General features: G+C 57.7%; 12 protein-coding genes. 9 read left to right on the forward strand and 3 right to left on the reverse strand.

The genetic code is table 11. The features are described from left to right. Positions 1 to 94 precede the first annotated feature (94 nt). From AC1XYH_RS15415 to AC1XYH_RS15425, 3 genes are read left to right on the forward strand one after another with little or no spacing between them, the layout of a single operon-like run. Entirely contained in the window at positions 95 to 1,687 is a 1,593-nt protein-coding gene (locus AC1XYH_RS15415) for a sigma-54-dependent Fis family transcriptional regulator (RefSeq protein ID WP_483323998.1), read from the forward strand. A gap of 28 nt (positions 1,688 to 1,715) precedes the next feature. Next, the gene (locus AC1XYH_RS15420; RefSeq protein ID WP_483323999.1) at positions 1,716 to 2,762 is read left to right on the forward strand and encodes an aliphatic amidase; all 1,047 of its coding nucleotides are present in this window, start codon (positions 1,716 to 1,718) and stop codon (positions 2,760 to 2,762) included. A 32-nt stretch (positions 2,763 to 2,794) separates the two neighbouring features. Further along, on the forward strand, positions 2,795 to 3,832 hold the full coding sequence (locus AC1XYH_RS15425; protein ID WP_483324000.1) for an AAA family ATPase: 1,038 nt from the start codon (positions 2,795 to 2,797) through the stop codon (positions 3,830 to 3,832). Between the two features lie 62 nt (positions 3,833 to 3,894). Here the strand turns inward: AC1XYH_RS15425 and AC1XYH_RS15430 are convergent, their stop codons facing one another. The 3 genes from AC1XYH_RS15430 to rpmE form a co-directional block, all read right to left on the reverse strand. Beyond that, on the reverse strand, positions 3,895 to 5,157 hold the full coding sequence (locus tag AC1XYH_RS15430) for a malic enzyme-like NAD(P)-binding protein (protein WP_483324001.1): 1,263 nt from the start codon (positions 5,155 to 5,157) through the stop codon (positions 3,895 to 3,897). A gap of 154 nt (positions 5,158 to 5,311) precedes the next feature. Then, the gene (locus AC1XYH_RS15435; RefSeq protein ID WP_483324002.1) at positions 5,312 to 6,109 is read right to left on the reverse strand and encodes a thermonuclease family protein; all 798 of its coding nucleotides are present in this window, start codon (positions 6,107 to 6,109) and stop codon (positions 5,312 to 5,314) included. A 25-nt stretch (positions 6,110 to 6,134) separates the two neighbouring features. After that, positions 6,135 to 6,347, reverse strand: coding sequence for a 50S ribosomal protein L31 (rpmE, locus tag AC1XYH_RS15440; RefSeq protein ID WP_483324003.1), 213 nt, complete (start codon positions 6,345 to 6,347; stop codon positions 6,135 to 6,137). A 243-nt stretch (positions 6,348 to 6,590) separates the two neighbouring features. On the opposite strand from rpmE, the gene AC1XYH_RS15445 reads away from it, so the two are divergent. From AC1XYH_RS15445 to AC1XYH_RS15470, 6 genes are all read left to right on the forward strand, one after another. Then, complete coding sequence (locus AC1XYH_RS15445; protein ID WP_483324004.1) at positions 6,591 to 8,807, forward strand: primosomal protein N'; 2,217 nt, start codon at positions 6,591 to 6,593, stop codon at positions 8,805 to 8,807. Positions 8,808 to 8,884: 77 nt separating this feature from the next. Beyond that, the gene (gene argS, locus AC1XYH_RS15450; protein ID WP_483324005.1) at positions 8,885 to 10,630 is read left to right on the forward strand and encodes an arginine--tRNA ligase; all 1,746 of its coding nucleotides are present in this window, start codon (positions 8,885 to 8,887) and stop codon (positions 10,628 to 10,630) included. A 5-nt stretch (positions 10,631 to 10,635) separates the two neighbouring features. After that, entirely contained in the window at positions 10,636 to 11,220 is a 585-nt protein-coding gene (locus AC1XYH_RS15455; protein WP_483324006.1) for an SPOR domain-containing protein, read from the forward strand. 160 nt (positions 11,221 to 11,380) lie between these two features. Then, positions 11,381 to 11,911: an ATP-dependent protease subunit HslV gene (gene hslV / locus AC1XYH_RS15460; protein WP_483324007.1), complete on the forward strand. Its 531-nt coding sequence runs from the start codon at positions 11,381 to 11,383 to the stop codon at positions 11,909 to 11,911. A gap of 19 nt (positions 11,912 to 11,930) precedes the next feature. Next, the gene (hslU, locus tag AC1XYH_RS15465; RefSeq protein WP_483324008.1) at positions 11,931 to 13,271 is read left to right on the forward strand and encodes an HslU--HslV peptidase ATPase subunit; all 1,341 of its coding nucleotides are present in this window, start codon (positions 11,931 to 11,933) and stop codon (positions 13,269 to 13,271) included. Between the two features lie 79 nt (positions 13,272 to 13,350). Continuing rightward, the gene (locus AC1XYH_RS15470; protein ID WP_483324009.1) at positions 13,351 to 13,731 is read left to right on the forward strand and encodes a gamma-butyrobetaine hydroxylase family protein; all 381 of its coding nucleotides are present in this window, start codon (positions 13,351 to 13,353) and stop codon (positions 13,729 to 13,731) included. Positions 13,732 to 13,763: the final 32 nt, after the last annotated feature.

Consider the following 13,763-nt stretch of genomic DNA (forward strand, 5'->3'; position numbering starts at 1 on the left):
CCCTACCGAACATCGGTGACAGGTCGCGCGGACATTAACCCGTCGCGAGGACCTTCTCATCTCGAATTCAATGCCTGAACGGATAGCCCAACAGATGATGAAGCGTGAATTGGTCGTCATTCTGGAAATGGCCAAGCTGCTGGAAAAGCCGCTGGATGCGCCCCGTACCATTCAGGGCATTCTACGTTTACTGTCGCAGCTGTACGGGCTGAACTGCGGTCGGGTCAGCCTGCCCGAAGCCAATTCAGACGCGTTGCTGGTGAAGTATTCCTATGGCCTGTCGGTCGAGGACCTGAAGGCAGGACGCTTTAACCTGCACATAGATCAAGGCGTTACCGGTTACGTCATGCGAACGGGCTCGATAGGTCTGGTGCCAAATGTGGACGACGAACCGTTGTTTGTACGCCGCATCACCGAGCTGTCACATCATGGCGGTGGCCGGATGGCGTTCATCTCGGTGCCGATTCTTGAGTCGGGCAAGCCAATAGGCGTGCTCTCGGTGCAACGCGAAGGCATGCATGAGCGTCCCTTCGATGGCGATATCAGCCTGCTGCGGGTAGCTGCTTCAATGGTTGGCCAAGTACTGCGCATCCATCAATACGTGGTCGAGCAAACTGAGCACTTGGTCAAAGAGAACCAAAACCTGCGCCACAGCATTGCCATCGAAGGCATGGTCAAGCAAAGCCTAGCGCACGGCATTCTCGGCAGCAGCCCGGCATTAATGGACGCAGTGCGCTCGACCATTCAGGTTGCCCATAGCGACGCACCAGTGATGCTGCTGGGCGAATCCGGTACCGGTAAAGAAAAATTCGCACGCATGATCCACCAGCAAAGCGACCGCCGCGAAAAGCCATTCATCTGTATTAACTGCGCCGCGATACCGGCGGACCTGCTGGAATCCGAACTCTTTGGCCACACCAAAGGCGCCTTCACCGGCGCCTCGCAGAACAAGCAGGGCAAAATTGCCCAAGCCGATGGCGGCACGCTGTTTCTGGATGAGATCGGCGATATGCCGCTGTCCCTGCAAGCCAAGCTGCTACGTGTGCTGCAGGAAAAAAAGGTCGACCCCATTGGCAGCAATGAAGCGGTATCGGTGGATTTTCGGGTGATCACCGCTACCCATGTCAACTTGCAGGCCTCCGTCAATCAGGGCGCGTTCCGGCTCGATTTGTTCTATCGCCTGCACGTAGTACCCGTGCACTTGCCTCCACTGCGTGAGCGCCAAGACGATATCAAGCAGTTGGCGTTACATTTTCTCAACGAGTTGAACCACCACTACGAGCGCAACTGGAGCCTGGCAGGCGATGCCTTCGCAGTACTCGAAAACTTCGACTGGCCCGGCAATATTCGACAACTGCAAAACGTACTGGAACGCACCGCCCTGACCAGCGAGCAAGAGTTGCTGAGCGCCGATAAATTACGTCAGGCGCTGTCATCAGAAAGCGCAATCAACCTACCCGCTCATAACCGCGCCACAGCCAGCCCGGCACCGGCAGCCGCGCCGGAGGCAGCCGCACCGCGCCAGTACGGTCGTTCCTACAACTGGGTGCAGCAAGGCGACGCCGAGCAAATCAAAGCCATGCTGTCGCAGACCAACAACAATCAATCCGAGGCCGCACGGCGCCTCAATATCAGCCTCAGGCAGCTACGTTACCGGGTCGACAAACTCGGCATCGGGCGCACCTGACACACAACCCAATCCGGAGGAGTTACCCATGCGTCATGGCGATATTTCCAGCAGCCCCGATACCGTCGGCGTTGCCGTGGTCAACTACAAAATGCCGCGCCTGCACAGCCGCGAAGAAGTGCTCGAAAACGCACGCAAGATTGCCGACATGATAATCGGCATGAAGAAAGGCCTGCCCGGTATGGATCTGGTGGTGTTCCCGGAATACAGCACTATGGGCATCATGTACGACCATGATGAAATGATGGCCACCGCAGCGACCATTCCCGGTGATGAAACCCGTATTTTCAGCGAAGCCTGCAAGCAAGCAAAAACCTGGGGTATCTTTTCACTTACCGGCGAGCAGCACGAAGAGCATCCGGCCAAGGCACCTTACAACACCCTAATCTTGATGAATGATCAGGGTGAAATAGTGCAGAAGTACCGCAAATGTATCCCTTGGTGTCCGATCGAGGGCTGGTATCCCGGTGACCGCACCTATGTCAGCGACGGCCCCAAGGGCATGAAGATCAGCCTGATCATCTGCGACGACGGCAACTATCCTGAGATCTGGCGCGATTGCGCAATGAAAGGCGCTGAGCTAATCGTCCGTTGCCAGGGCTACATGTATCCGGCCAAAGAGCAGCAAGTGATGATGTCCAAATCCATGGCGTGGGCAAACAACTGCTACGTGGCCGTGGCCAACGCCAGCGGCTTTGATGGTGTTTACTCCTACTTCGGTCATTCGGCGATTATTGGCTTTGACGGCCGCACACTGGGCGAGTGCGGCGAAGAAGACATGGGCATCCAATACGCTCAACTGTCGGTCTCACAAATTCGCGATGCGCGCGCTAACGATCAATCGCAGAACCATTTGTTCAAGTTGCTGCACCGTGGCTATACCGGCATGTACAACTCCGGTGACGGCGACCGTGGCGTAGCCGACTGTCCGTTCGACTTCTACCGCACCTGGGTACTGGATGCCGAAAAGGCCCGCGACAACGTCGAGGCCATGACGCGCAAAACCATCGGTGTTGCCGATTGTCCGGTAGGCGAATTACCGCACCCCGGTAAAGACCGCGAAGCCGGCGCCTAAGCCCGGCAATCCAGCCTAAATGGATGCAAGTCATGCCTTTTATCAATGATGTACTGGCCGCTAACCAGCAGAGCCCTAGCTCGCGCACGCCTGCTACTCAGTCACGTTTTTTGTTCGATCCCGAAAGCGTGATGGCGCGAGTGCACAGCCGCATCCTCGGCCAGCGCGACGCGCTGGATGAGATCAGCAACAGTCTCAAGGTAATCAAAGCCGAACTGGGCGATCCCCTCCGCCCACTGGGGACATTTTTGCTATTGGGTCCCACCGGCGTAGGCAAAACCGAAACCGTTCGCTTGTTGGCCGAAGCGATTCATGGCAGCAGCGAGGCATTCTGTCGTATCGATATGAACACGCTGGCACAGGAGCATTACGCCGCTTCCCTGACCGGCGCGCCGCCAGGTTATGTGGGCAGCAAGGAAGGCACCACGCTATTTGATCGCCAGGCCATCGAAGGCGATTACGGACGGCCCGGCATCGTCTTATTTGATGAACTGGAAAAGGCCAACGATCAAGTCATTCGCGCACTGATGAACGTCCTAGATAACGGGCAATTACGCCTCAGCGCCGGCAACACCACGCTCGACTTTCGCAACAGCTTGATCTTCATGACCTCCAACCTCGGCGCCAGCCACCAAAGCGCGATCGCCCGCTGGCTGCCTCAACGTTGGCGTACCGCCAGCCAAAAGCGCAGACAAGAAGCGGCTCTAAATGATCGGCTTGACCCCGAGTTCATCAACCGTATTGATCACCGCATTCACTATCAAAGCTTGCCCAGCGATCAGTTGGCACACTTGGTTGATCTGACGCTGGCACGCCTTAACCAGCGCCTCGGGCGGCATCAGGTACAACTGGTGCTCAGTCTGGAGGTGCGCGAGTGGCTGGCACAGCAAGGTTATGATTTGCGTTACGGAGCCCGGGCCATGGCGCGGGCCTTTCGCCGCTATCTGGAACCGGCGGTAGCGCAACATTTGCTGGCAAACGAACGCTGCCCGCCGGGTAGCTTGTTGCGCGCCAGTCTAGGCAGTCACGGCGCCCCCATACGGATCAGCCATGAAGCGCCAGACAGTTAAAGCAGGCCTGAACAGCAGACACAAAAAACCCCGCCGTAGCGGGGTTTTTCACATCAACCGGCTCAGATGCAGTCTTCGACTGACTTGAGTGGGTAATGCGCCGGGTAAGGCAGAGTCGCCACACCGGAGTCGATAGCAGCCTTCGCGACGGCAGCAGGCACCATCTCGATCAGGCGAACGTCCATCGGCTTCGGAATAATGTACTCGCGACCAAAGGACAGCGCGATACCACCGTAAGCTTCAGAAACGTATGCAGGTACCGGCTCTTTAGCCAATTCACGGATAGCGTGAACTGCGGCGATCTTCATTTCTTCGTTGATGCGGGTAGCGCGAACGTCCAGTGCACCGCGGAAGATGAAGGGGAAGCCCAGTACGTTGTTAACCTGGTTCGGATAATCCGAACGGCCAGTCGCCATGATCACGTCAGGACGTGAGGCATGTGCCAGCGCTGGATCAATTTCCGGATCAGGGTTAGAGCAAGCGAATACGATGGGGTTTTCAGCCATCAGCTTCAGCTCAGCCGGTTGCAGCAGATTTGGGCCAGACAGACCAACAAATACGTCCGCGCCTTTCATCGCATCAGACAGGGTGCGCTTGTCGGTTTCGGAAGCAAAGATGGCCTTGTATTCGTTCAGGTCATCGCGGCCAGAGTGAATAACACCCTTGCGGTCGAGCATATAGATGTTTTCAGTCTTGGCACCCAGGCTAACCAGCAGCTTCATGCAGGCAATGGCTGCAGCGCCGGCACCCAAGCAAACAATCTTGGCGCTTTCGATGGTCTTGTCGGCCAATTCCAGTGCGTTGATCATCGCGGCAGCGGTAACAATCGCTGTGCCGTGCTGGTCATCGTGGAATACCGGAATGTCACACTGCTCAATCAACGCGCGCTCGATCTCAAAGCACTCAGGGGCTTTGATGTCTTCGAGGTTAATCCCGCCGAAGGTGCAAGAAATGCGGCGAACGGTGTCGATGAAGGCTTGCGGGCTCTCGGATTCAACTTCGATGTCGAATACGTCGATGCCAGCGAAGCGCTTGAACAGCACGCCTTTGCCTTCCATTACCGGCTTACTGGCCAGCGGGCCGAGGTTACCCAGGCCGAGAATGGCGGTGCCGTCAGAGATAACGGCAACCAGGTTGCCTTTACCCGTATATTTGTAGGCGTTTTCCAGATCCTTGGCGATTTCACGCACTGGTTCTGCTACACCTGGGCTGTAGGCCAGTGCCAGATCGCGCGCAGTGGCGGTTGGCTTGGTCAGTTCTACGCTCAGTTTGCCGGGACGCGGATGTGCGTGATAGGCAAGTGCATCAGTTCTCAAGTCAGACATGGTCAATAGTTTCCGGTCAGGTTGCTCATGCGGACGACGGAGAATACAGAAAAGGTCAATACCTAACAAGGTTATTCACGGCGTCAATGTCAAGGACATTATCTTACAACTATGAGCCATATTGATGGCGAACGGCATGCTTAAAGTAGCCGTTCTATCGGCGCCGCAGTTGCAGCGGATGGCGCACATTGAGCATAAAGCGACGGTAGCCCGGACGCATACCACCCCAGCTCTGACGGTCGATCACCCAGCCGCGCAACTCCAATTCCTCGCCAACCCAGCTGCTGTCCGGTAGCGCTGCAAAGGCGCTACGATCAGCGGCGGTGAAACGCAGGGTGAGCGGCCCGTCGAGATCAACCCAAAGCGTGCTGCCGGCGTTGTTCACTGCACTGACCTTGCCGCGTAGCAGATGAAAACCGCCACTGCCTAGTTCGCTCAATGGCGTAACCCGCTGTGATTGCCATAGGCCCAGGTGGGCGTCGCGGGCCAGCTTTTCAGCCGCCATGTGGCAATCCACCAGCACCGTATTCGGCGGAATCGCCACAGCGTAGCCCATACCTTCGGCCAACAGCTGGGCCTCCAGGTTGCGGCCTTTATCATCAAACAGATGGCCCAGAGTCCGACCATAGCGATCAGTCGCCTCGCTACCCGTCACCAAGTACAGATGGGGCGTTTGCACTAGCGCTTGAAGCCTCCTTTTGGCTGCTTGCGCATAGGGCTCGGACGCCTTGCCATTGCGGCCAAGCTCGGGCGCGTTGACGCCGATCAGGCGCACACGACGGCCATCCTGCAAGCGCAACGTATCGCCATCAGTCACCCGCTGGCTAACCACTGCCGCGGCATCAGCCGGCATAACGCAGTTGGCATCCTGCGCTTGCGCGACCGAAGGCAACAACAAAAGATAGACAACAAAAAAGGCGCCCCAATGGGGCGCCTTTTTGCGATCGGACAATGCCACCAGGGCTTGTCTGTTCGTCTTACTTGGTGCTGACTGCGCCGAAACGCTGCTTGAAGCGCTCGATACGTCCGCCGGTGTCCAGAACCTTCTGCTTACCAGTGTAGAAAGGATGGCACTCGGAGCACACGTCCAGGTGAATAGGTGCGCACAGGCTGGAACGGGTAGTGATCACGTTGCCGCAGCTGCAGGTAGCCTTGATTTCTTCGTACTTAGGATGCAATTCAGCTTTCATGGTGATTCCTCGGTTGGTTTGTGCCGCCACCGGATCAACCTGATCGGGCACCGCACTCGGTAAAACGCTCTTTAAAGTCTCTACCAGCACTGTATCTATAGGCACCTTCTGAAAATACAAGGCCTGCAAATAGGGTGGCTGGAAATTAGGCCGGCGATCATAACAGAATCCCCACCATACGCAAGCCCCAGTGTTTTGCGGTGGCGGTGGTAACATGGCGGCTTGCTTATCGGAGTCTGTTACGTGTCGCCACCTATCCTGCAAGTCGCCCTGCCCTCCCCGTTGCGTCGCCTGTTCGATTACCAGGCGCCTCAGGGTGTGCTGCTCGAGCAGTTGCAGGTGGGGCAGCGAGTGCGCGTGCCTTTCGGCCGCCGCTCGCTGGTTGGGATGATCGCGGGGCTAAGTGAATACAGCGATGTGCCAAGCGATAAGCTCAAGCCAGCCGAGGCGTTGCTTGATAACACCCCATTGCTGCCCGCCAGCGTCTGGCAGCTCTGCCTATGGACCTCGCGCTACTACCAACATGGGTTGGGCGACACCCTAAACGTGGCGCTGCCGGTGTTGCTGCGCCAAGGTGAGCCCGCGCTAGCCCGCCAGGACCGATTGTGGCAACTGCTGCCGGGCGCATACCCGGAACACCCCGCGGTTCAGCGCGCACCTAAGCAGAAACAGGCGATTCAGGTATTAGCGCAGCATCCACATGGACTGTCGCATGCATTGATCAGCCAATGGGGGCTAACCCGCGATGCGCTAGAAGCACTGGAAGGCAAGGGCCTGCTGCAGCGCATAGAACAGTCACCTCATCATATCGCCGAGCCGCTGCCTTTATTAAGGCAAGCACCGCTGACCGCCAACGACGAGCAGCAAGCTGCTCTCGACGCCATTCTCAGCAAGACCGGCTTTCATGCATGGTTACTCGAAGGCGTCACCGGCAGCGGCAAAACCGAGGTGTATTTACAAGCAATCGAACGGTGCCTGCGCAGCGGTCATCAAGCGCTAGTGTTGATTCCGGAAATTGGCCTGACTCCGCAAACACTGGCCCGCTTTCAACAACGCTTTAGCGCGCCGGTAGTGATTTTGCATTCCGGTCTCAATGACCGCGAACGACTGGACGCCTGGATCGCTGCACGCGAGGGGGAGGCCGGCATTGTCATCGGCACCCGCTCGGCGATTTTCACTCCACTGGCCCGCCCCGGCCTGATTATCGTCGACGAAGAGCACGACCTCTCGTATAAACAGCAGGAAGGCTTGCGCTACAACGCTCGCGATCTCGCGGTGTATCGCGCCCATCTGGAAAAGGTGGCGATTATTCTTGGCTCAGCCACGCCGTCATTGGAAAGCCTGCATAACGTCGAGCAGGGTCGCTACCAACTGCTGCGCTTAACCCAGCGCGCCGGCAACGCCAAGCCACCGAGCTTTCAGTGTCTGGATATTCGTAGCCGACCATTGGAAAGCGGCTTGTCGCGACCACTGACCTTACTGATAGGTGAGCACCTGAACAAAGGCAATCAGGTGCTGGTGTTTATCAACCGGCGCGGCTTTGCGCCTACGCTGATGTGCCACGATTGCGGCTGGATCGCTGAGTGCAAGCGCTGCGATGCACGCATGACGGTGCATCAGTCGCCGGCCCACCTGCACTGCCATCACTGCAACAGCCAGCGACCGATGGATAAACACTGCCCCAAGTGCCAGGGTACGGAGCTAAGGCCATTGGGAGCGGGCACCGAGCGCACAGAAGAATACTTGAATGAGCGCTTCCCGGATTTTCCAGTGCTGCGCATCGACCGTGAAAGCATGAGCCGCAAAAAGGCCATGCAGCAAATGATGGAGACCATTCAAAGCGCTCAACCGTGCATTCTGGTCGGCACCCAAATGCTTGCCAAAGGTCACCACTTCCCGGATGTCACCCTGGTTGCCATTCTCGATGCAGACGGCGGCCTTTTCTCGGCTGACTTCCGAGGCCCCGAACGTATGGCCCAGATGATCACTCAAGTGGCTGGCCGCGCCGGACGGGCTGAAAAGCCCGGTCAGGTGATCATTCAAACCCACATGGCAGAGCACCCATTGCTGATCGAGTTAACCGAGCTGGGCTATCCCGCCATCGCCAAACGTGAGCTGGCTGAGCGCGCCATCTCGCAACTGCCGCCCTACCGTTTCATGGCATTGCTGCGCGCCGAAGCCAATCACGCGTACACCGCCAATCAGTTCCTTGAGGAAGCGCTGCAGCAATCCGAACAATTGGTCAGCGCGCACCAGCTCGGTGAAATCGACCTGCTCGGCCCCGTGCCCTCGCCAATGGAGCGCCGCGCGGGGCGCTTCCGCGCGCAGCTGCTGTTGCAGGCCGCGCAGCGCTCTACCTTGCACCAGCTGGTGCATTTGCTACTGCCGTTATTGGAGCAGCACCCGGACGCCCGCAAGGTGCGCTGGTCGATCGATATAGACCCGCTGGACATGTTCTGAGCTGAAGATTTGGCAATGTGCCCGTTAAAACGGATAATGTCGGGTTTTCACTTGGCACCAGCCGGATACTCCATTAAATGAAGAACCTGATCAGCCAGCTTCTGGCCAACGCCGTCGACACTCTGAAGAGCGAGGGCGTACTGCCAGCCGACATCGCCCCCAACATTCAGGTGGAGACCGCGCGCGACAAGACGCACGGCGACTTTGCCAGCAATCTGGCGATGATGCTGGCCAAACCGGCGAAGATGAAACCACGTGACCTAGCCGACAAGCTGGTCGCTGCCCTGCCCGCGCACCAAGCGGTTTCCAGCGTTAATATCGCCGGCCCCGGTTTTATAAACTTCTTTCAAGACAGCAGTTGGCTGGCCGCTCAACTGCAGAGCGCATTGGATGACCCAAAGCTAAGCGCACGCGCTACCGGTGACGTGCAGCGCGTAGTCGTCGATTACTCCGCGCCCAACCTCGCGAAAGAAATGCATGTTGGTCACCTACGCTCTTCGATCATCGGTGATGCGGTTTCCCATGTACTGGAATACCTCGGGCACACGGTTATTCGTCAGAATCATGTGGGCGACTGGGGCACGCAGTTCGGCATGCTGTTGGCCTTTATGGAAGAAAACCCGGTTGATGCAGAAGCTGAACTCGGTGATCTGGAAAACTTCTATCGCCAAGCAAAAAAGCGGTTCGACGAGAGCGAAGACTTCGCCAATCGCGCCCGCGAGCGCGTGGTGCAATTACAAGCTGGCGACTCTGAGTGCCTGGCGCTGTGGACCCGTTTCAACCAAATCTCACTGGGCCACTGCCAGGCAGTATACGACCGCCTCGGCGTTAGCCTGACCCCGGCCGATGTGCGCGGCGAAAGCGCTTACAACGATCAACTCGCCAAGGTCGTCAATGATCTGCGCAGCGTCGGCTTGCTGACCGAAAGCGAAGGCGCGCAGTGCGTATTCCTCGACGAATTCAAGAACAGTGAAGATAAACCACTGCCCGTGATCGTGCAGAAAGCGGGCGGCGGTTATTTGTACGCCACGACCGACCTGGCCGCCATGCGCTACCGTCACGCTCAGCTGCATGCTGACCGCGTACTTTACTTTGTAGACCAACGCCAAGCGCTGCATTTTCAGCAGGTGTTCGCCGTAGCGCGCAAAGCCAACTTTGTGCCCGCTGACATGCAGCTTGAACACATGGGCTTCGGCACCATGAACGGCGCCGACGGCCGCCCGTTCAAGACCCGCGACGGCGGCACCGTTAAACTGGTAGACCTACTGGATGAGGCCGAGCAACGCGCCCACGCCCTGGTCGCCGAGAAAAACCCAGAGCTGCCAGCCGAGGAGTTGCGCCAGATTGCCGCCGCCGTTGGCATTGGCGCAGTCAAGTACGCTGACCTGTCCAAGCACCGCAGCAGCGACTACAGCTTTAACTTTGATCAAATGCTCAGCTTTGAGGGCAACACCGCGCCCTACCTGATGTACGCCTATACCCGCGTCGCCAGCGTATTTCGCAAGCTTGAGCGGCCGATGACCCAACTGAACGATCTCGCGCCACTCGTGCTCGAAGCTCCGACTGAAGTTGAGCTGGGCGCGCATTTGGCGCAGTTCGGCAATACGCTCAACTATGTTGCCCGCGAGGGCACTCCCCACGTACTCTGCCATTACCTATACGAACTGGCCGGCCGCTTCTCCAGCTTTTACGAGCAATGCCCCATTCTGGCCGCCGACAATCAGCCACAGCGTGACAGCCGTCTGCGTCTCGCCGCACTGACTGGACGCACCCTGCAGCAAGGCCTTAACTTGCTTGGCATCACGACACTGGAGCGCATGTAAGACGCATGGCTAAAGCACGTAAACCCGCACCCCGCCGCGGCGCCAGTCGCTCGCAATCTGCTGCCAAGCGCAAAGGTATACCCGGCTGGCTATGGCTCGTCAGTGGCTTGGTGATAGGCCTGTTCGTGGCCTTCTTGTTCCAGCTGGAACCAGGCCACGACAACGTCAAGCGTACCCCTGCGGCGCCCAAACCAAGCAACGCCACGGTAAAACCTGCGCCAGCCCAGCAGCCGACCTACGACTTCTACACGTTACTGCCCGAGTCTGAGGTAGTCGTGCCGCAAAATACCGGCAAGCCTGAGGCAGCGCCCGAGGCAGAAAAGCCAGCAACCGCCGAGACTGAAGACAAGGTGCGTTACTACTTGCAGGCCGGCTCCTTCAAGCAGCAGGCTGACGCTGACAAGGTGCGGGCGCAAATTTTGCTGCTCGGCTTGGATGTGCACCTGGAAAGCGCCAAGCTGAATGACGGCCAAACCTGGCACCGTGTACAGGTTGGTCCTTTCCAGGATAAAAGCAGCCTCAGCCAAGCCCAAAGCACCCTCAGCGGCAACGGCTTCCAGAACTTGCTGCCACAACAACGCACTCAGTAATAACGCAAGACTGCTGATTCAGCCCTACTTGTCCATGGCGAGCGGGGCTGAATCAACACTTTCCCAATCCCGCCTCGCCTTGAAATCCCCGTACCAGCCCCCAGATAGATTTCAGGCAAGCTATTGCCTCCCTTTTTCCACAGCCAACCAGGAGTTGCGCGTGACTACAATCGTATCCGTTCGTCGACACGGCAAGGTCGTGATCGGTGGCGACGGCCAGGTCTCACTCGGCAATACCGTCATGAAGGGCAATGCCCGTAAGGTACGTCGTCTTTATAAAGATCAGGTTATCGCTGGTTTCGCTGGCGGCACCGCTGATGCTTTCACTCTCTTTGAGCGCTTTGAAGCGCAGCTGGAAAAGCACCAAGGCAATCTGGTCCGCGCCGCCGTTGAGCTGGCCAAGGACTGGCGTACCGACCGCGCTCTGCGCAAGCTTGAAGCCCTCTTGGCCGTAGCCAACAAGGATGCTTCGCTAATCATTACCGGCAATGGCGACGTCATCGAACCCGAGCACGGTTTGATTGCTATTGGTTCGGGCGGGCCTTTCGCCCAGTCCGCGGCCACCGCCCTGTTGCGCCACACTGAAATGTCCGCTCTTGAGATCGTTGAGTCCAGCCTGGGCATCGCCGGCGAGATCTGCATCTATACCAATAGCAACACCACCATTGAGGAGCTGGACGCCAATACCTGAGGCGTTCGGAACAATCGACATGTCCATGACCCCACGTGAAATCGTGCATGAGCTGGATCGCCATATCATCGGCCAGCAAGATGCCAAGCGCGCCGTCGCTATCGCCCTGCGCAACCGCTGGCGCCGGCAGCAGCTGCCCGAGGCACTGCGCGCCGAAGTAACGCCAAAAAATATTTTGATGATTGGTCCAACCGGTGTCGGCAAAACCGAGATTGCCCGTCGCCTGGCAAAGCTGGCTCAGGCACCCTTCATCAAAGTAGAAGCGACCAAGTTCACCGAAGTTGGTTATGTTGGTCGCGATGTTGAGTCGATCATTCGCGACCTGATCGACGCCGCCCTCAAGCTGCTGCGTGAGCAGGAGATGGTTAAGGTGCGCTTCCGCGCCGAAGATGCCGCCGAAGAACGCATCCTTGATGCCCTTCTTCCGCCCGCGCGCCAAGCCACCGGCGACCAGCCCGAACGACAGGACAGCAGCACCCGCCAGCTGTTTCGTAAGCGTCTGCGCGAAGGTGAACTCGACGACAAAGACATCGATATCGAAGTTGCTGAAACGCCAATGGGCGTCGAAATCATGACCCCACCCGGCATGGAAGAGATGACCAGCCAGCTGCAGAACATGTTTTCTAACCTGGGTAAGGACAAGAAGAAAGCCCGCACCCTCAAGGTCAAGGAAGCACTCAAGCTGGTACGTGACGAAGAAGCAGCCAAAATGGTCAACGAAGACGACCTCAAAGGCCGCGCCATCGAAGCGGTCGAACAGAGCGGTATTGTCTTCATCGACGAGATCGATAAGGTCAGTAAGCGTGGCGACAGCGGCGGCGGTGCCGACGTGTCTCGCGAAGGTGTACAGCGCGACTTGCTGCCGCTGATCGAAGGCTGCACGGTGAACACCAAGTTTGGCATGGTCAAAACAGATCACATTCTGTTCATCGCCTCGGGTGCATTCCACCTGACCAAGCCGTCGGATCTAATTCCCGAACTGCAAGGTCGCCTGCCGATTCGTGTTGAGCTGCAGTCACTCACGCCCGGCGACTTCGAGCGAATTCTGACCGAGCCCGATGCTTCATTGACCGAGCAGTATCGCGCCTTAATGAAGACCGAGGAGCTGAACATCGAGTTCACCACGGATGCGATTTCCCGCTTAGCTGAGATTGCCTGGCAGGTGAACGAAAAAACCGAAAACATCGGTGCTCGCCGCCTGCACACGGTGCTAGAACGCCTGCTGGAAGAAGTCTCCTTCAGTGCTGGCGACCTGGCGTCCAAATACACCGAGCAGCCGCTGAAGATAGACGCTGCTTACGTCGATAAGCACCTGGGTGAGCTGGCCGTCAACGAAGACTTGTCGCGCTATATTCTCTAATCCAAGCTATTAGCACTAAGCTGGAAGCAGGTCGTGCCCACATTGCGGCCTGCTTCTAGCTCCCTACAGGATATGTGCAATGCTCGCTCCCATCCCCACCAGCATCAAACTGCATAAAGCCTCGCGCAGCCTGCGCCTGGGCTATGCCGATGGCCGCGAGTTTGTATTGCCGGCGGAGTACCTGCGCGTACTGTCTCCCTCTGCCGAGGTCCGTGGACATGGTAAGCCCGTGTTGCAAACCGGCAAACAACAGGTGGCGCTGACGGGTGTAGAAACCGCTGGCCGCTATGCGCTTAAATTGATTTTCGACGATGGCCATGACAGTGGCCTCTATACCTGGGCTTATCTCTACCAACTGGCCACCGAGCAATCCACACTTTGGCAGGGCTATCTCGATCAATTGCGCGCCGTAGACGCCTCCCGAGACCCTCATACCTCTGCTGTACGCTTCATACCCTGACACCTGCCTATACCGCCTGCCGATTTTACTTG

The organism is Pseudomonas sp. GW-45 (assembly GCF_056896675.1).